We start from the raw sequence: 15,746 nt of genomic DNA, 5'->3' as shown, positions 1-15,746 counted from the left end.
GCCGGGCGGGTGGGGCGGGTCAGTCGTGGGGGACGATGGCGACCGGCGACTTGGCGTGGTGGCTGACCGCGTGGGCGACCCGGCCCAGGCGGTGGCGGCGGCGGCCGACCACCACCAGGGCGGCGCCGGCGGAGGCGTCCACCACTGCCCCGGCACCGCTGCCGATCCGGCTGTCCTCGACCACCGTGACCTGCGGGTACTTGGCCCGCCACACGCCGAGCGCCTGGGTGAGCAGCTCCGCCTCGAGGACGCGGAACTGCTCGGCCTCGGTCGCCGGCGCCACCCCGCCCGCGTAGCCCCAGACCGGGGGCGGAGTCCAGCCGTGGACGGCGCGCAGCACCGCGCCGCGGGCCTCGGCCGCGCGGAAGGCGAATTCGACGACGGCGTCCGCCGGGGCGTGGGTGTCGATCCCGACGACCACCTCGCCGGGGGTCTCGCCCGGCTGCGGCTGCGCGGCCCGCACCAGCACGACCGGCACCTCGCAGCGCGCCGCGACGTCGAGGCCGATCGACCCCACCAGCAGGCCCTCGAAGCGGCCCAGGCCCAGCGAACCGACGGCGAACAGCTCCGCCTCGGCCGCCGCGGCGGCCAGGTCGGCGGCGGGCTCGCCGCCGGTCAGCAGGCCGGTGTGCAGTTCCAGCCCCGGGTGGGCCTCGCGCACCTGCTGCGCGGTGTCGGCCAGCATCCGCTCCGCCAGGGTGCGCACGGACTCCGGCTGGCTGGGGTCGGCGTGCAGGTCGTCCTCCCAGGTCCAGGCGTGGACGAGGCGCAGGGCGAGGCCGCGGCGCAGCGCCTCGTCGGCCGCCCAGTGCGCTGCGGCGGTGCTCTCGGCCGAACCGTCGGTGCCGGCCAGAACGAACGTGCCCATGGCGGTGTCCCTGCTCTCCGTTGCTCGGGGCGGCCCCGGGCGTGGTCGCCGGGGGTCCATGATCATCCTGGCCGAGGCGCACCCTCCGAGTCCAGTGCCTGCCCGGCCCCCGGGCCGGGCCCATGGTCCCGCCCGGTCGGGGGCCGGTGCGGGCGGTCCGGCGAGGCCGTCCCGGACGGGCGACGGCCTGCGGGACCTTCGGGACCCGCCGGGGGCTTCCGACCCCTGTCCGGACGGCCGGGGCCGCGGCGACGCTGACGGGAGCACGAGGCCGGGCGGACCGCCGCCCGGACCATCCGCACCCCCTGGAGGTCCTCCCATGTGCGATTCCGTCGTGGCCGGTGTCGACGGCTCTGCCGAGAGCGCCGCAGCGGCCCGCTGGGCGGCGGCCGACGCGCTCCGGCGCGGCGTCGCCCTCCGGCTGCTGTACGTGGCGTCACCGTCGGGCAGCGCCTTCGGGCACCGCGAACCGGCCGGGCACGCGCTGCCGGAGTTCGCGACGACGCTCCGGGCCGAGCTCGTGCACGCCCTGCCGGGGCTGGACGTCTCCTGCGAGGCAGTACCCGGCGAGCCGTGGTCCGTGCTGGCCGCCGCCGGTGAGAAGCAGTGGCTGCTGGTGCTCGGTTCCAGGGGGTCGGGCCAGCTTGCCGGGCGGCTCCTCGGTTCCGTCGCGCTGCGCACGGCCGCGGAGGCGCGGTGCCCGGTCGTCCTGGTGCCGGGAGGCGCCGCGGACCCGGACGGCCCCGGCGAGGTCGTGGTCGGCATGCGGGGCGAGCAGCCGTCCGGCGCCGTCCTCGGGTTCGCCTTCGAGGAGGCCGCCCGGCGCGGGGCCGTGCTGCGGGCCCTGGAGGGCGGGGCCGAGCCGCACGGGCCGCTGCGGACCGACGCCCCGATCGAACCGGCGGAGATCCGGCGGTCGCTGATGGAGGCGAAGACCGTCCGCCTGCAGGACGCGCTGGCCCCCTGGCAGGAGAAGTTCCCCGCGGTGCGCACGGTGGCGGAGGTGACCGGCTGGGGCGCGTCCCGGGCCCTGCTGGAGGCCTCGCGCGGCGCGGCCCTGGTGGTGCTGGGCCGGCGCGCCCCCGCGCATCCGCTGGCCGCGCCGCACCTGGGGCATCTGGCACACGCGGTCGTCCACCACGCCCACGGCCCGGTGGCGGTCGTCCCGCACGACCCGGCGCAGCCCCGGTGACCAGCGGCCCTCGGCGGCCGGGGACCTTCAGCCCGCCGCGAGTGCACCGCTCGACCCCTGTGAACGGCGGGCCCGGGCGGTGGGATGGAGACACAGCAGAACCGGCGCGGACCGGAAACCGCCGCCGTTCCGTACGAAGGGCAGGAACACCATGAAGGCCGCCGTCGTCCGCGACTTCACCGCACCGCTCGTCATCGAGGACCGGCCGGTGCCGGCCCCGGCACCGCACCAGGTGCTGGTCCGGCTGGAGGCCTGTGGGCTGTGCCACACCGACATCCACGCCGCCCGCGGCGACTGGCCGGTCAAGCCGAACCCGCCGTTCGTCCCCGGGCACGAGGGAGTCGGCATCGTCGAGGCGACCGGCGTGGACGTCCGGCACGTCCGGGTCGGCGAGCGGGTCGCCATCCCCTGGCTCGCCGAGGCCTGCGGCCGCTGCGACCACTGCGTGGACGGCTGGGAGACCCTCTGCACCCGCCAGCAGAACAGCGGGTACTCGGTGGACGGTGGCTACGCCGAGTACGCCGTCGCCCACGGTGACTACGTCGTCCCCGTCCCCGACGGGGTCGACCCGCTGGACGCCGCTCCGCTCACCTGCGCCGGCGTCACCACCTACAAGGCGCTCAAGGTCTCCGGCGCCCGGCCCGGCACGCGCGTCCTGGTCTCCGGCATCGGCGGCCTCGGCCACCTGGCGCTGCAGTACGCCCGGATCTTCGGCGCCGAGACCGTCGCGGTCGACGTCACCGACGACAAGCTGGCCCTCGCCCGCGAGCTCGGCGCCGACCACGTGATCGACGCCCGGGTCCAGGACGTCGCCGCCGAGGTGCAGCGGCTCGGCGGGGCGGACGCGGCGATCGCCCTCGCCGTCAGCAACGACTCCTTCCGCGCCGCGTACGGCGCGCTGCGGCGCGGCGGCACCCTCGTCCTGGTCGCGCTGCCCGCCGAGGGCGAGCTGACCCTGCCGGTGTTCGAGACGGTGCTGAACGGCACCAAGGTGGTCGGATCCATCGTCGGCACCCGCCAGGACCTCGCCGAGGTGTTCGCCCTGCACGCCCTCGGCCGCACCCGGGTGATCCGGGAGAGCCGCCGCCTGGAGGACGTCAACGCCTGCATCACCGAGGTCCTGGACGGCAAGGTCGCCGCCCGCCTCGTCTTCGACCTGCGCGGCTGAACCGCACCGCGCAACCACGCAACCCGACAACCCACCGATCGGAAGGACACCAGCATGAACGGGACCGGCAGCACGGCGCAGCGGCGCATCGTGGTGGGAGTGGACGGCTCGGAGTCGTCCCGGGCCGCCCTGCGCTGGGCAGTACGGCAGGCGGCCCTGACGGGTGCCGTCGTGGAAGCGGTGATCACCTGGGAGTTCCCGGCCATCTACGGCTGGGGAATGACGCTGACCGACGCGGACTTCACCACGGCCGCCGAGCAGACGCTCGCCCAGGTCACCGAGGAGGAGAAGGACCCGGCCCACCCGGTCGAGATCAGCCGCCGGGTGGAGCGCGGCAACGCGGCCCGCGTCCTGCTGGACGCCGCCAAGGGCGCCGAACTCCTGGTCATCGGCAGCCGGGGCCACGGAGGCTTCACCGGGGCGATGCTCGGCTCGGTCGGCCAGCACTGCGTCCACCACGCCACCTGCCCGGTCGTCGTCGTCCGGGACACCGAGTGCCAGGACACCGCCCGCGACACCGAGCACCGGGACACCGCCCGCGCCGAGCACGCCGACGTGCCGACCGCCGGTCACTGACCCGCAGCCCCGGCTGACAGGAGTTCCAGCCGGACGCACCGGACCCTCACCCGGCCGGGCCCGGTGCGTCCGGCTGCCGGGCAGCAGGACGCCGCCGCCGGGATGCCCGCCCGCCAGGCCGCCACGCAGGACGCCGAGCAGGTGCTCGCCCGCCTGGGCAGCACCCGCGCCGGGCTGTTCGACCCGGCCGACCGCGGCGCTCTGACGCCGGTCCGCCATAATGGCGCTCATGACTGGTGAGCCCTTGTCCATCTCCCTCGCCGACCTGCGCAAGTCGTTCGACGTGCTGCTGAGCCGCGTGGAAGCCGCCGCGGCGGGTGATTCTGTCCTCCTGGACAAGGAGTACTTCTGGTCCGTCCCCTCGGACGCGCTGTACGACGTCGCCAGGGATCCGGAGATCCTGACGATCGGGCAGCTCTCGGAGTCGTGGCAGCATCTGACGGCCCTGCTGGCGGACCAGGATCGCGCGACGGGGCACCACTTGGTGTGGCTCGCCGATGTCCTGCGGGCGATGGGCCAGGACCTTCCCGCGTAGCACGCCGTGTTGGTGTCACGCCCGGCCGCTACGGTGCCGCTATGACCCAACTCGCCCTGCTGGCCCACCTGTCGGCCGACGGCCGACGCCCCGTCGAGCAGCTCGCCCGCCACCCCCGGCTCCCGCTGGTAGCCGGTACTGCCAGGGAGAGCCGGCTGGTCCGGATCTGGGACTGTGACGGCGGGCGGTTGCGTGAACTCACCCCGGTGGACCTCGGGTTGGCGCCCGAACTCGACCCGGCCGACCGGTGGCGCGCCAACGTCCCTCCCCCGCTGGCGTGGCATCCCGAGCAGCCGCTGCTCGTCGTCGCCGACGGCTCCACCCTGACGCGCTGGACGCCCGACGGGCCGTCGGCACCCGAGCAGGTCACGGCCGTCTACCACCACCTGGCGTTCAGCCCGGACGGCCGCGCTCTGTGGGCGAAACCGTCCGGCGACACCTCGGACGTTCTCGATCTCGCCACCGGCGCCACCGCCAAGGGCCCGTACTGGGACACCGGGGTCGGCGTGCACCCGTCCGGGGAGCTCCTCGTCACGCTGGTCAGCGACCAGTCCGCCACCTTCTGCCTGTTCGCCCGGCCCGGCGGCACCGACGGCGGCATGCGGGTGCAGCGGCACGCGCTGATCCTGCACGTCGACGGCTACGACACGCCGCTGTTCAGCGCGGACGGGCGGCATCTCGCCGTCCGGGGCAACGCGTACGTCGAGTCGCTGGACGTGTTCGCGTTCCCCTCACTGCGGAACGTCCTGACGACGACGCTCGCCGAGGACCCGTCCGAGGCGTGGCCGCACCACAACCTCGCCTGGGACGCCCGGCCCGGTGTGCTGTGGATCGGCACGCCCACCGGTTCGCTGCTCGAACTCGACGTCGAGGCGCGGGAGTCCACCGAACACCCGCACCCGGACGGCGTCCCGGTGTCCGCGCTGGCCGCCACCGCGAGCGGTGAACTGCTGGTCGCTCGCGCGAACGGTGAGTTGGCACTCCTGTCGGTGCACCCCGTCGGCGCCGCGCCCGCTCCGAACGACGACGTCGCGGTGTTCCTGGCGGGGACGGAAGAGGCGTCACCGGAAGGGGAGTTGGAGGAGAACCTCGTGTTCACCGACGGCACCGCCGGCTGGGACGCCGAGTCCCTGGACGTGGTGACCGAGGCCGCCCCCGCCGCCCCGATGCGGCTATGAGCCCGATCCGCCGGCCGGACGAAGGCGCATAACTGACGCAACGTCACATCGATTCCCTGCACGCCAGTTGACGGTCCGCCCGACGATCCGGCGGCCGGGAGCAGACGGCCCGGGCGCCGGGCCGCGCCGAAGCTGGAGTTCGGTGCGGCCCGGGTGGCCGGTCAGGACTCCGGCTGTGCGACCGTCAGCCCCCAGTGCACGTCGGGGGCCGAGGTCAAGACCCCGACATAGAAGGCCCGGCCCTGTTCGGCCGTGACCACGACCGAGCCGCGGCCGACGGTGTCGGCGGGGCAGGGCACGGTGAACTTCACGGGGGTGGTGTCGCCGTACTCCGGCCGGTAGGTGACCTGCGCTTCGCCCGCGCCGTCGCTGCCACCCTGGCATCCGACCGTGACGACGACCGGCTGGCCGTTGGGGCTGGCGCCGCCGGTGACGGCTCCCCCGTTGCCGATCCAGTCCGGGATCCAGATCAGGCCGTCGGGCCCCGGGTGCGGCAGGATCTCGCCCGTGCCGGGCATGCCGTGGTCGGGTTCCCCGTCCTGTCCGGCGGCCGCCGGGCCCGCCGCCACCACGAGTGCCGCCACTGCAGCGACCCACGCGAAAGTCGTACGCTTCATGATTTTCCCCTCCGAGACCGTCGGGTTCCGAAATCCCGACGTGCCCGAACAGTTTCGTTCTCCCCCGACCGGCCCTGCCTGAGTACGGATACTCAAGTCCCCTGCCCAGGGCCGGAGCAGGCCGTCAGGCGTTCGCGTCGGTGGAGGCCCGGACGACCAGTTGGGGGGCGAAGCGTTCGACGTCCTCGGCCCGTTCCCTCGCGGGTGACTGCAGGAGGGTCAGGGTGCGTTCGGCCATCGCGGCGAGCGGGTGGCGGATCGAGGTGATCGGCGGGTCGAGGAGTTCGAGTATCTCGGTGTCGTCGAAGCCTGTGACGGCGATCTCGCCGGGCACCGACACGGCCGAGCGCTGCAGGGTGGAGACCAGGCCGACGGCGAGGACGTCCGCGCCGCAGACGACGGCGTCGATGCCGTCCCGTTGCGCGGCGATCCGCCGCCCGGCGGTGCGGCCGGCGTCGGTGGTGAAGCTGGGGAGCAGGACGGTGGTGGCGTCGTCGCCGCGGGCGGCGGTGAAGGCGGCAAGGCGTTCCGCGCCGGAGGAGGAGGCCTGGTCGGCGGCGACCAGGGCGATGCGGTGGCGGCCGAGGGTGTCGAGGTGCTCGAGGAGCAGGCGCATCGCGGCGGCGTTGTCGAGGGTGACCGCGACCGTCCCGGAGCCGCTGGCCCAGCGGTCGAACAGGACGAGGGGTGCGCGCTTGGCGGCGGCCCGGATGGCGGGGCCGGAGGCGGCGGCCGAGACGGGGACGACGACCAGGCCGTCCACCCGTCCGCCGAGCAGGGTTTCGATCTGTTCGGCCTCGATCTGCGTCGAGTTCGCGGCGTCGGAGACGACCAACTGCCCGCCGGCGGCGCGGACTTGCTGGGCGATGGCGTCGGCGAGCTGGACGAAGTAGGGGTTGGCGAGGGAGGGGACGACCACGCCGACGGTGCCGGTGGTGCCGGTGCGCAGCGCTCTCGCGGAATGGTTGGTGCGGTAGCCGAGTTCGCGGGCGGCGTCCTCGACGCGGCGGGCGAGTTCGGGGTCGACGTTGCGCGGGGTGCCGGCCAGGACGCGTGACGCGGTCGCGCGGGAGACGCCGGCGGCTGCGGCCACATCGAGGAGTCGGGGCGCTGTCACGTGGGGGTCCTCCCCGGTCGGGAATGGTGTCGGCGGTGGGCGCCGACGATTTCGGTGTCGAAACGATGTCGGCGCGGTCTCGGATCGGGCGGCCGCGGACCGGTATGTCCGAGCTGGCGGAATGCGCAGCACGAGGGTACTTGACGGTCGGCGAGGGCTGGGCCAGAGTGTGGGAAATCGATCTCCCAAGGAGCTCCCAAGGAGCGCAGATGCCGTCCATCACCGTCGTCGGTTCGGTCAACCGCGATCTTGTGCTGACCGTTCAGGACCTGCCGCGACCTGGCGAGACCGTGCTCGCGGAGGGCTTCGTGGAGGGTGTCGGCGGCAAGGGCGCCAACCAGGCCGTGGCGGCCGCCCGGCTCGGTTCGCGGGTGCGGCTGGTGGCCCGGGTCGGGGCGGACGCGGAACCGATCCTGCGGGCGCTGGCCGCCGAGGGTGTGGACGTCGCGGCGGTGCTCCCGGCCGAGGACGCCAGCACCGGGATCGCCTCGGTGGTGGTCGACCGCGCGGGCGAGAACACCATCGTGGTCAACCCGGGCGCGAACGCGGCACTCGCCGTCGCCGACCTGCCGGAGCAACTGGCAAGCGCCGCAAGCGATGTACTGCTTCTCCAGCACGAGATCGCCCCCGAGGTGGTCGCCGCCGCGGCACTCCGGGCCCGACAGCAGGGCGGCACGGTCGTCCTCAACCCGGCGCCGGCCCGCCCGGTGGCGCGTGAGGTGCTGACGGCGGTGGACGTCCTGGTCCCCAACCTGGGCGAACTCGCCTCGCTGCTGGGCGTCGAGCGTCCGACCGGCCCCGACGGCGCCCGCGAACTGCTGGAGAACGCCGAACTGCCTTGCGGGGCCGTGGTGGTGACGCTCGGCGCGGACGGGGCGCTGGTCAAGCAGCCCGGCCGGCCCGCCGTCCACCTGCCCGCCCCCGAGGTGGAAGCCGTCGACACCGTCGGAGCCGGCGACACCTTCTGCGGGGCACTCGCCGACTCCCTCGCCCGCGGCACCGACCTGCTCGCCGCCGCCGAACGCGCCGTCCGGGCGGCCTCGTTGGCCGTCACCGGGCTCGGCGCGCAATCCTCGATGCCGTACGCGACGCAGCTCGACTCCCCCACCGCACCCTGACTCCCCTACGCCTCCCTGACGTACCGTCACTTCACTGAGTTCCCACAGACTTTCCTGTCACCCGCAGCATCAGTTCAACGGAGAACACCCATGCGCAGCCTCAAGCTCGGACTGTTCGAGAACGCCCAGACCAACGCGAGCGGCACCGCCACCTGGCGCCACCCCGACAGCCATCGGCACCTGTTCGACACTCTCGGCTACTGGCGCGAGGTCGCGCAGCTCTGTGAGGACGCCAAGCTGGACTTCCTGTTCCTGGCGGACGCCTGGGGCTGGTCGGAGATCAACGGGGTGCGCCCGCCGATCGCCACCGAGGAGACCCTCGACCTGCCGCGCCTGGACCCGTTCGTGATCGCCTCGGCGCTGCTCGCCTCGACCACCGACCTCGGCCTGGTGGTGACGGGTTCGGTGCTGGTGGAGCCGCCGTACGGGTTCGCCCGCCGCCTGGCCACCCTGGACCAGCTGTCCGGCGGCCGGCTGGGCTGGAACATCGTCACCACCGGCACCGCCGACACCGCCGTGAAGGCGTTCGGGATGGACATGGTGGCGCACGACGACCGGTACGCGATGGCCGAGGACTTCCTCGACCTGGTCTACAAGTACTGGGAGGGCTCCTGGGAGCCGGACGCCCTGGAGAAGGACAAGGCCGGCCGGTTCGCCGACCCGGCGAAGGTGCACCTGGTCGAGCACGAGGGCCCGTACTTCCGCTCGCACGGCTACGGCAACACCGCCCGCTCCCCGCAGGGCACCCCGGTGCTGTTCCAGGCCGGCGCGTCCCCGGCGGGCCGCCGGGTCGGCGGGCGGCACGGCGAGTGCATGTTCGTCGGCAGCGGCAGCGTCGCACAGCTGGCGGGCCACACCAAGGCGATCCGCGAGGAGGCCGTGAAGGCCGGCCGCGCCGCCGACCAGGTCAAGATCATGTCGGCGTTCTCCTGCGTGGTCGGCGCGAGCACCCAGGACGCCGAGCGCCGCTGGCAGCGGATCCTGGACGCGCAGCGCCCGGAGGTCACCGTCGCCTCGTACGCGATGTTCACCGGCCTGGACCTGTCCTCGTACGCGCCGGACACCCCGATGAGCGAGCTGTCCACCGAGATGTCGCAGACCCAGGTCGCCCGGTTCGCCGACAAGACGGTCGGCGACGTGCTCGCCGACTGGCACACCCACGGCGTCGGCGCCCGCCCCGTGGTCGGCACCGCCGAGGAGATCGCCGACGAGATCTGCGCGCTCGCCGAGGGCGCGGACCTGGACGGCTTCCTGCTGTCGCCACCCGTGCAGCCGGCCTCCACCGTCGAGTTCGTCGAGTCGGTGCTGCCGATCCTGCGCAAGCGCGGCGTGTTCCGCGGCGAGTACACGGACGGCGAGTCGCTGCGCGAGCGCCTGACCGGTGCCGAGGACCGCGCCCTGCCGGCCAGCCACCCGGCCGCCCGCTACCGCCGCTGACCCTCCCCGCCCGCACACCCACGCCACCCACGCCATTCGCGCCATTTAGCGACGAGAGGACGACGACGGCCATGGCCACTCCTGCCCACCACCCCACGACAGCCGGTGACTTGAGCACGGCCGCTCGGCCGAGCACGACCGGCGACCTGGGCGCGGCCACGCTGCCCGGACCGACCGGCGACCTGAGCGCGGCCACGCTGCGCCAGGCCTTCGGGGCGTACCCCACCGGCGTGGTCGCGATCGGCGCACTGCGCGACAGTGCGCCGGACGGGTTCGCGGCGAGCTCGTTCGTGTCGATATCGCTGGAACCGCCGATGATCGCGGTCAGCGTGGCCCGCACCTCGACCACCTGGCCGCGCCTCGCCGACCTGCCGGTGCTGGGGCTCAGCGTGCTCAGCCACGGCCAGGGCACGCTCTGCCGCCGGCTGGCCGCCCGCTCGGGCGACCGCTTCGAGGGCACCGACTGGCAGGCCACGCCGGACGGCGCGGTGCTCATCGAGGGCGCCGCGCTGTGGCTGACCGCCCGGGTCGGCGCGGTGTACGACGGCGGCGACCACGAGATCGTCCTGATGGAGCTGCTCACCGCCGAACTGTTCCCCGGCGTGGAGCCGCTGGTCTTCCACACCAGCCAGTTCCGCGAGCTGTCCCCCCATGCCTGACCCCTCGCCCTCGCCAACCCGCCTGTCCGGCACCGTCGTTCACGGTGCCGGACGGGGCCGGGGCCTCGGCTTCCCCACCGCCAACATCTCCCCCGACCCCGGCGCGGACGTCCCGCCACCGGCCATCTACAGCGGCTGGCTGGCCCGCCCGGCCACCGGCGCCGTGCACCGCGCGACGATCAGCATCGGCACCAACCCCACCTTCGAGGATGGCCCGCGGATCCACACCGAGGTGTACTGCCACGACACCTCCGACGACCTGTACGGCGAGCACGTCGCCCTCTGGTTCGTCGCCCGGATCCGGGACACCGCCAGGTTCGCCTCGGTGGACGAGCTACTGCTCGCCGTGAAGGCGGACGTCCGCCGCTCGGAGGCGCTGCTGGACTCGGCGCACGGCTGCCACGTTCGGGCCGCTGCGCTTAGCTGACGTTTCGTCAACTTCCTTATCTTGCAGGTACGCACGGCCTCGCGGCCCGTACCCCACAAGCCGGTCGGCCCCGCCCCCGCTTCCCCCGATGCGGGGCCGACCACCCCCCTTCCCATTGCATGGCACGCACCCTCACCCCCACACCCACGTCTGCGCCCAACGCCCGCGTGCCCGGCCGGCCCCGCCCCCGCATCCCCCCGCGCAGGGCCCGGCCGCCCTCTTCCCCCTCCTCGCGCCCCCTCCCCCCCTTCCCATTGCACGGCACGCACCCTCACCCCCACACCCACGTCTGCGCCCAACGCCCGCGTGCCCGGCCGGCCCCGCCCCCGCATCCTCCCTCGCAGGGCCCGGCCGCTCTTCCCCCTCCTCGCTCCGAACGAACAAAGGTGTGAGCAATGAGCGCATTCAACTGGCTGAACGAGCAGTTCAGCTTCTTCGGACTCCCCGTCTACTGGTCCGACTTCCTGGGCAACATCCTCGCGCTCGCCACCGTCTGGCTGGCGCTGCGCCGTTCGCTGGTGGCCTGGCCCGTCCAGATTCTCGGCTCGGTCTTCCTGTTGATCGCCAGCCTGAACGTGCACCTCGGCGGCAACGCCGCCCGGCAGGTCGTGATCATCGTGTCGGCCTCCTGGGGCTGGGCGACCTGGAAGCGCAGCCGCGAGCAGGAAGGCGTCATCAACGTCCGATGGGCGACCTGGACCGAACGCGCCCTGCTGATAGGCGCGATGGTGATCGGCACTGCCGCGTTCGGCGCGGTGCTCAACTGGAAGGACGCCTCGTTCTACCCGGGTGCCCCGTGGTGGATGATCCTCGCCGACGCCTGGATCTTCATCGGATCGATTCTCGCCATGTACAGCCAGGCCCGCCGCTACATCGAGTTCTGGTTCGTCTGGCTGGCCGTGGACCTGGTCGGCGTGCCGCTGGCCATCAACTCGGAGCTGTACTTCTCCGGCATCGTCTACGGCATCTTCTTCGTCATGGTCCTGATGGGCATCCGCGACTGGGCGTCCCGCAGCAAGCCCCAGGACATCGCCTCCCCGCTGGAGCCCGCCGTCCAGGTCGAGAGCCGCTCCTGACACTCCCCCGCAACCGCGACAGGCCGGCCCCACCCCACGGGAGCCGGCCTGTTGCGCTTCTGATGCCGCGTCAGTTCGCCTGAAGCGCCCGGTAAACGGCCGCGATCAGCTTGTGGTTCTCCGGGCCCGCGCCGTAGCGCGACGGGAAGCCGAAGCGACGGCGGGTGTAGGCGTAGGCGAGGCCGGCGCCCGGGTCGGCGAAGCCGAGGGAGCCGGTGGCGCCGCTGTGGCCGAAGGCTTCGGGCCCCAACGGGCGGAACAGGGCGGTGAGTTCCTCGAAGCCGAGGCCGAAGACGTCCTCGTTGCCGGTGATCACGTCGGTGCCGTGGAACTGCGGGCGGGCGAACTCGGTGATGGTCTCCGGCTTCAACAGCTGGGCCCGGCCGTCCACTTCGCCGATCGCCGCCGAGTACATGCCCGCCACGCCGCGGGCGGTGCCGACGCCACCGGACGAGGCCGGCCCGAGGGCCCGCACGGTGGGGTTGTTGGCGAAGTCCACCAGTTCCGTCTTGTGTGGCCCGTTCTGGTTGCCGGCGACGGCGAGGATGCTGTTCGGGTCGAGCTTCCTGGCCGCGAGCCGCGCGGCCTCCTCCGGCGTCGGCAGGTGCGGCAGCGTCCCGGCCCGGCGCGGCTCCAACTCCTCGGGCAGGCCGAGGTAGAGGTCCAGCCCGTACGGGGCGCGGATCCGCTCCTCGAAGATCTGCTGGATCGAACGGCCGGTCACCCGGCGCACCACCTCGCCGGTCAGCGCGCCGATCACGAACGCGTGGTAGCCGTACGCCGATCCCGGCTCCCAGAACGGCCGTTGGGCCGCCAATCGGGCCGCGACCACCCGGTCGTCGGCGATTTCCTCGTCGGTGAAGCCGCCGTCCGCCCCGGGCACGCCCGAGCGGTGCGCGAGCAGCTCGCGCAGCGTCAGCCGATCCTTGCCGTGCGCGCCGAACTCCGGCCAGTACGAGGACACTTCGCGGTCCAGGTCGAGCACGCCGTCCTGCACCAGCAGGGCGACGACCAGGTGCGCCGCGCCCTTCGAGATCGAGAACACGTTCATCAGCGTGTCCGGCTCCGTCCCGTCGCCGGACCACAGGTCGACCACCCGGCGCCCGTCGACGTGCACCACCAGCTGCGCCTCCGGCGAGGCGTTCATCTCGCCCAGCGCGGCGGCGAATTCGTCCTGCACGCCCTCGAAGCCCGCCGCCACCGTGCCCTGCACCGCACCGCCCTGGTACGCCATGGCCGTCTCCCCCGTCCACTTCGGTCATCCGGCCGCATGTCGACCCGGAGTCCCCAACTACCGTTCCCCCACGAAGATTCCCGCTCCGGACGATCTTCTAGGATCACCTCCGTGACCAGCACTTTCCACATCGAACGCCGCTTCGCCGACCGGCCGTTCGCCGAGGCCGGCGACCCTGCGGTGGCGGTGACGGACGAGCGCCGCGCCCTGCTCGCGGTGGCGGGCCTGGCCCGCCACGGGCGGCCGGCGCCGGTGGCGGTGTACCGCACCGGCGACCTGGCCTGCGTCGCCCTGCTGCGCTCCGGCTACCCCGTGCACGCGCTGGCGTTCCACCCCGAGCTGCCGCTGCTGGCGATCGGCACCGGCCGGTACGACGGCGGGCACTCCTTCGAGGGCGAGCTGCTCCTGCTGGATCTCGAATCCGGCGCGCACGTCTCGCTGTTCGAGGACTGGACGGGTCGCGAGGTGCTCGGCCTGGAGTGGCTGGACGGGCAGTCGCTGCGGCTGCTGCTCGCCCCGCCGGACGACTGGCAGGACCGCGCCGCATGGCAGGACGGCCACCGCGCCGTACTGCACCGCCCCGACTGGCGCACCGTCGCCCCCGGGTCCGTCACGCCGGCCGAACTGGCCGGACCGCGCCTTCCCGTCCCCCGCCCGGACGGCGCCGAGGCGGCCCGCCGCCTGCTGGACGACCTGCACGGCGGATGGGCGCCGCGCGGTCCGGTCAGCGCCGTCGAGGAACTCCCGGACGGGCGCCTGCTGGTGGCGCTGCCCGGGGTGCTGGAGTGCCGCACACCATCGGACGCCGTCGCCTGGTCGGCGGAACGGGTGGACCGCGCAGGCGAGTTCGCGGTCGCCCCCGAGCGGCAGTCGGTCTTCGTCCGCAGCGCCGGACCGTGTTCGGTCACCGAGCTCTCCCTCGCCGACGGCTCCCGGCTCGCGCAGTATCAACCCCGGCGCAACACCGGGCTGTTGGCGTGCGCGGACGGCCTCCCGGTGATCGCCCCGTTCTGGCACCGCGATCTGCGGATCCGGCACAGCCGCCTGGTGTACACCTCGCCGCACCCGCCCCGGCCCGACCGGTGGGTGGCGACGGCCGACCCGTCGCGCCTGCCCGCCGCCGAACGGCCCTTCCGCACGGTCGGCCGGCTCGAACAGCGCTTCCCGCTGTCCTGGGACCCGACCGAAACCCACCTGCCCGGCCCCGGCGTCGAACTCCCCGACGGCGACCTGCTCCACGCCGGAACCGTCCACCACGGCCAGGGCCTGCAACCGGGCGGCTCCTTCGTGGTCCGCCGTGACCCGTCCGACGGCACGCCGCGCTGGGCCTTCCGCACCGACCGCCCGGCCCTCGCGCTGGACGCCGACTTCGACCGTGGCATCGCCCATGTCGCCTACGACGACGCCGAGTTGGTGACCCTCTCGGCCACCGACGGCACCGTCCTGCGACGCGCCCCGCTCACCGTCGGCCGGGTCACGACGGTCGCGACGGCACTCACCGTCCCCGGCCCCGGCCGTCTGCTGATCGGCACCGCGGACGGCCGCCTGCTCGCCTGCACCACCTGACGCGGGCCGGTCCGCCGCGCCGGCCCGTGCCATGATCGGACCATGACCGAGCCCGTGATCCGCCCGCGACGTGACGACGATCTGCCTTCCTGCGTACGGGCGTTGGCCAGCGTGTACGAGTCGGACCGGTACCCGGCGTACTGGCCGACCGAACCGGAACGCTGGCTGACGCCAACGGAGTTGCTCGGCGTGTGGGTCGCCGCCGACGGGCCGGAGGTGCTCGGCCACGTGGCCCTCACGCACAGCGGGCCCGTCCTGGCGGCGGCGGTCGGGCTCCCGGAAGACCAACTCGCTGCCGTGGCGCGGCTGTTCGTCGGGGTTCCGGCGCGGCGGAGTGGTCTGGCCGGCGCGCTGCTGGAACGGGCGGCGCAGGCGGCGGTCGAGGGCGGGCGGCGGCCGGTGCTGGAGGTGGAGTCCGGCGCTGCGGGTGCGATCGCGCTGTACGAGCGGGCCGGCTGGCAGTTCGTCTGCACCGCCACCGCGAACTGGCTGACGCCCGCCGGGGAGCCCGCCGTGGTGCACACATATCTCGGCCCGGCCTGACCCTCTCTCAGGACCTCCCGCCGCTCGTGGGACGATACGAAAATCGGTTCGCCTTCCGGCCGCGATTCACGGGAAACTGCCTGGTCGCGATCGGCGCGCCCGATCACCGCCGTCCCGAAGCCCAAGGTGCTGCCGCATGACCGTCCCCACCCCGCCCGACCGCCCCGAAACCGCTTCCGGGCCGGCGCCCGAAGCTGCTGCCGGGCCGGTGTCCGAGACCACGCCCGAGCCCGTCTCCATGGCGAAGCCCGAGGCCGAGCCCGCGCCCGTGTCGATGGCAAAGCCTGAGCCCGAGGCCGAGCCTGTCTCCGCGCCCGAGCCGGACGCCGAAGCCAAGTCCGAGCCCGTCTCCATGGCGAAGCCCGAGGCCGAGCCCGCGCCCGTGTCGATGGCAAAGCCTGAGCCCGAGGCCGAGCCTGTCTCCGCGCCCGAGCC

The 15,746-nt window shown here is 73.8% G+C and carries 17 protein-coding genes and 1 pseudogene; 14 read left to right on the top strand and 4 right to left on the bottom strand.

Annotated elements, in window-relative coordinates:
- Nucleotides 1–19: 19 nt before the first annotated feature.
- Nucleotides 20–868 (bottom strand): universal stress protein, encoded by an 849-nt coding sequence (locus tag ACIHEI_RS17880; RefSeq protein WP_396607294.1) that lies wholly within the window; start codon nt 866–868, stop codon nt 20–22.
- A 319-nt stretch (nt 869–1,187) separates the two neighbouring features.
- On the opposite strand from ACIHEI_RS17880, the gene ACIHEI_RS17875 reads away from it, so the two are divergent.
- The 6 genes from ACIHEI_RS17875 to ACIHEI_RS17850 all read left to right on the top strand — a co-directional run bounded on the left by ACIHEI_RS17875 (nt 1,188) and on the right by ACIHEI_RS17850 (nt 5,517).
- Entirely contained in the window at nt 1,188–2,060 is an 873-nt protein-coding gene (locus ACIHEI_RS17875; protein ID WP_396607293.1) for a universal stress protein, read from the top strand.
- Nucleotides 2,061–2,211: 151 nt separating this feature from the next.
- Nucleotides 2,212–3,228 carry an alcohol dehydrogenase AdhP gene (gene adhP, locus ACIHEI_RS17870; RefSeq protein ID WP_392954844.1) on the top strand — a complete coding sequence of 339 codons (1,017 nt, stop codon included), beginning with the start codon at nt 2,212–2,214 and terminating at the stop codon, nt 3,226–3,228.
- A 54-nt stretch (nt 3,229–3,282) separates the two neighbouring features.
- Nucleotides 3,283–3,804 (top strand): universal stress protein, encoded by a 522-nt coding sequence (locus tag ACIHEI_RS17865; protein WP_396607292.1) that lies wholly within the window; start codon nt 3,283–3,285, stop codon nt 3,802–3,804.
- A 63-nt stretch (nt 3,805–3,867) separates the two neighbouring features.
- On the top strand, nt 3,868–4,044 hold the full coding sequence (locus ACIHEI_RS17860; protein WP_396607291.1) for a hypothetical protein: 177 nt from the start codon (nt 3,868–3,870) through the stop codon (nt 4,042–4,044).
- Nucleotides 4,034–4,339 carry a hypothetical protein gene (locus ACIHEI_RS17855; RefSeq protein WP_392954850.1) on the top strand — a complete coding sequence of 102 codons (306 nt, stop codon included), beginning with the start codon at nt 4,034–4,036 and terminating at the stop codon, nt 4,337–4,339. Before ACIHEI_RS17860 ends, ACIHEI_RS17855 begins: the two co-directional genes overlap by 11 nt.
- 41 nt (nt 4,340–4,380) lie before the next feature.
- On the top strand, nt 4,381–5,517 hold the full coding sequence (locus ACIHEI_RS17850; RefSeq protein WP_396607290.1) for a hypothetical protein: 1,137 nt from the start codon (nt 4,381–4,383) through the stop codon (nt 5,515–5,517).
- A gap of 161 nt (nt 5,518–5,678) precedes the next feature.
- Here ACIHEI_RS17850 and ACIHEI_RS17845 read toward each other — a convergent pair whose 3' ends face one another.
- Together ACIHEI_RS17845 and ACIHEI_RS17840 are read right to left on the bottom strand one after the other, a co-directional pair.
- Entirely contained in the window at nt 5,679–6,134 is a 456-nt protein-coding gene (locus tag ACIHEI_RS17845; RefSeq protein ID WP_392954854.1) for a hypothetical protein, read from the bottom strand.
- Nucleotides 6,135–6,258: 124 nt separating this feature from the next.
- A complete protein-coding gene (locus ACIHEI_RS17840) occupies nt 6,259–7,251 on the bottom strand; it encodes a LacI family DNA-binding transcriptional regulator (RefSeq protein ID WP_396607289.1) in 993 nt (330 codons plus the stop codon).
- 209 nt (nt 7,252–7,460) lie between these two features.
- Between ACIHEI_RS17840 and ACIHEI_RS17835 the strand changes: the two genes are divergently transcribed.
- From ACIHEI_RS17835 to ACIHEI_RS17815, 5 genes are all read left to right on the top strand, one after another.
- Nucleotides 7,461–8,369 (top strand): ribokinase, encoded by a 909-nt coding sequence (locus ACIHEI_RS17835; RefSeq protein ID WP_396607288.1) that lies wholly within the window; start codon nt 7,461–7,463, stop codon nt 8,367–8,369.
- Between the two features lie 90 nt (nt 8,370–8,459).
- Nucleotides 8,460–9,806: an NtaA/DmoA family FMN-dependent monooxygenase gene (locus ACIHEI_RS17830; RefSeq protein ID WP_396607287.1), complete on the top strand. Its 1,347-nt coding sequence runs from the start codon at nt 8,460–8,462 to the stop codon at nt 9,804–9,806.
- A gap of 110 nt (nt 9,807–9,916) precedes the next feature.
- Nucleotides 9,917–10,465 carry a flavin reductase family protein gene (locus tag ACIHEI_RS17825; protein WP_392954861.1) on the top strand — a complete coding sequence of 183 codons (549 nt, stop codon included), beginning with the start codon at nt 9,917–9,919 and terminating at the stop codon, nt 10,463–10,465.
- Complete coding sequence (locus ACIHEI_RS17820) at nt 10,458–10,892, top strand: riboflavin kinase (RefSeq protein WP_396607286.1); 435 nt, start codon at nt 10,458–10,460, stop codon at nt 10,890–10,892. Before ACIHEI_RS17825 ends, ACIHEI_RS17820 begins: the two co-directional genes overlap by 8 nt.
- Before the next feature lie 395 nt (nt 10,893–11,287).
- Nucleotides 11,288–11,968 carry a nicotinamide riboside transporter PnuC gene (locus ACIHEI_RS17815; protein ID WP_396607285.1) on the top strand — a complete coding sequence of 227 codons (681 nt, stop codon included), beginning with the start codon at nt 11,288–11,290 and terminating at the stop codon, nt 11,966–11,968.
- Nucleotides 11,969–12,038: 70 nt separating this feature from the next.
- Here the strand turns inward: ACIHEI_RS17815 and ACIHEI_RS17810 are convergent, their stop codons facing one another.
- Nucleotides 12,039–13,202, bottom strand: a complete 1,164-nt coding sequence (locus ACIHEI_RS17810) for a serine hydrolase domain-containing protein (protein WP_396607284.1) — start codon at nt 13,200–13,202, stop codon at nt 12,039–12,041.
- Nucleotides 13,203–13,313: 111 nt separating this feature from the next.
- On the opposite strand from ACIHEI_RS17810, the gene ACIHEI_RS17805 reads away from it, so the two are divergent.
- The 3 genes and pseudogenes from ACIHEI_RS17805 to ACIHEI_RS17795 all read left to right on the top strand — a co-directional run.
- Complete coding sequence (locus tag ACIHEI_RS17805; protein WP_396607283.1) at nt 13,314–14,768, top strand: hypothetical protein; 1,455 nt, start codon at nt 13,314–13,316, stop codon at nt 14,766–14,768.
- 42 nt (nt 14,769–14,810) lie between these two features.
- Nucleotides 14,811–15,311 (top strand): GNAT family N-acetyltransferase, encoded by a 501-nt coding sequence (locus tag ACIHEI_RS17800; RefSeq protein WP_396607282.1) that lies wholly within the window; start codon nt 14,811–14,813, stop codon nt 15,309–15,311.
- 136 nt (nt 15,312–15,447) lie between these two features.
- Nucleotides 15,448–15,746 (top strand): annotated as a pseudogene (locus tag ACIHEI_RS17795) (Toxic cation resistance protein); the annotation flags it as partial.

The sequence above is a fragment of the Kitasatospora sp. NPDC051984 genome (genome assembly GCF_044593455.1).
Taxonomy (GTDB): Bacteria; Actinomycetota; Actinomycetes; order Streptomycetales; family Streptomycetaceae; genus Kitasatospora.
The sequence above is the reverse complement of the archived record's forward strand: the minus strand, read 5'-3'. Positions and strand labels throughout refer to the sequence as shown.

Excerpts from the sequence above, each read along its gene's own strand:
- ACIHEI_RS17880 (WP_396607294.1), bottom strand. The coding sequence starts at position 868 with ATGGGCACGTTCGTTCTGGCCGGCACCGACGGTTCGGCCGAGAGCACC.
- ACIHEI_RS17875 (WP_396607293.1), top strand. The coding sequence starts at position 1,188 with ATGTGCGATTCCGTCGTGGCCGGTGTCGACGGCTCTGCCGAGAGCGCC.
- adhP (WP_392954844.1), top strand. The coding sequence starts at position 2,212 with ATGAAGGCCGCCGTCGTCCGCGACTTCACCGCACCGCTCGTCATCGAG.
- ACIHEI_RS17865 (WP_396607292.1), top strand. The coding sequence starts at position 3,283 with ATGAACGGGACCGGCAGCACGGCGCAGCGGCGCATCGTGGTGGGAGTG.
- ACIHEI_RS17855 (WP_392954850.1), top strand. The coding sequence starts at position 4,034 with ATGACTGGTGAGCCCTTGTCCATCTCCCTCGCCGACCTGCGCAAGTCG.
- ACIHEI_RS17850 (WP_396607290.1), top strand. The coding sequence starts at position 4,381 with ATGACCCAACTCGCCCTGCTGGCCCACCTGTCGGCCGACGGCCGACGC.
- ACIHEI_RS17845 (WP_392954854.1), bottom strand. The coding sequence starts at position 6,134 with ATGAAGCGTACGACTTTCGCGTGGGTCGCTGCAGTGGCGGCACTCGTG.
- ACIHEI_RS17835 (WP_396607288.1), top strand. The coding sequence starts at position 7,461 with ATGCCGTCCATCACCGTCGTCGGTTCGGTCAACCGCGATCTTGTGCTG.
- ACIHEI_RS17830 (WP_396607287.1), top strand. The coding sequence starts at position 8,460 with ATGCGCAGCCTCAAGCTCGGACTGTTCGAGAACGCCCAGACCAACGCG.
- ACIHEI_RS17820 (WP_396607286.1), top strand. The coding sequence starts at position 10,458 with ATGCCTGACCCCTCGCCCTCGCCAACCCGCCTGTCCGGCACCGTCGTT.
- ACIHEI_RS17815 (WP_396607285.1), top strand. The coding sequence starts at position 11,288 with ATGAGCGCATTCAACTGGCTGAACGAGCAGTTCAGCTTCTTCGGACTC.
- ACIHEI_RS17810 (WP_396607284.1), bottom strand. The coding sequence starts at position 13,202 with ATGGCGTACCAGGGCGGTGCGGTGCAGGGCACGGTGGCGGCGGGCTTC.
- ACIHEI_RS17800 (WP_396607282.1), top strand. The coding sequence starts at position 14,811 with ATGACCGAGCCCGTGATCCGCCCGCGACGTGACGACGATCTGCCTTCC.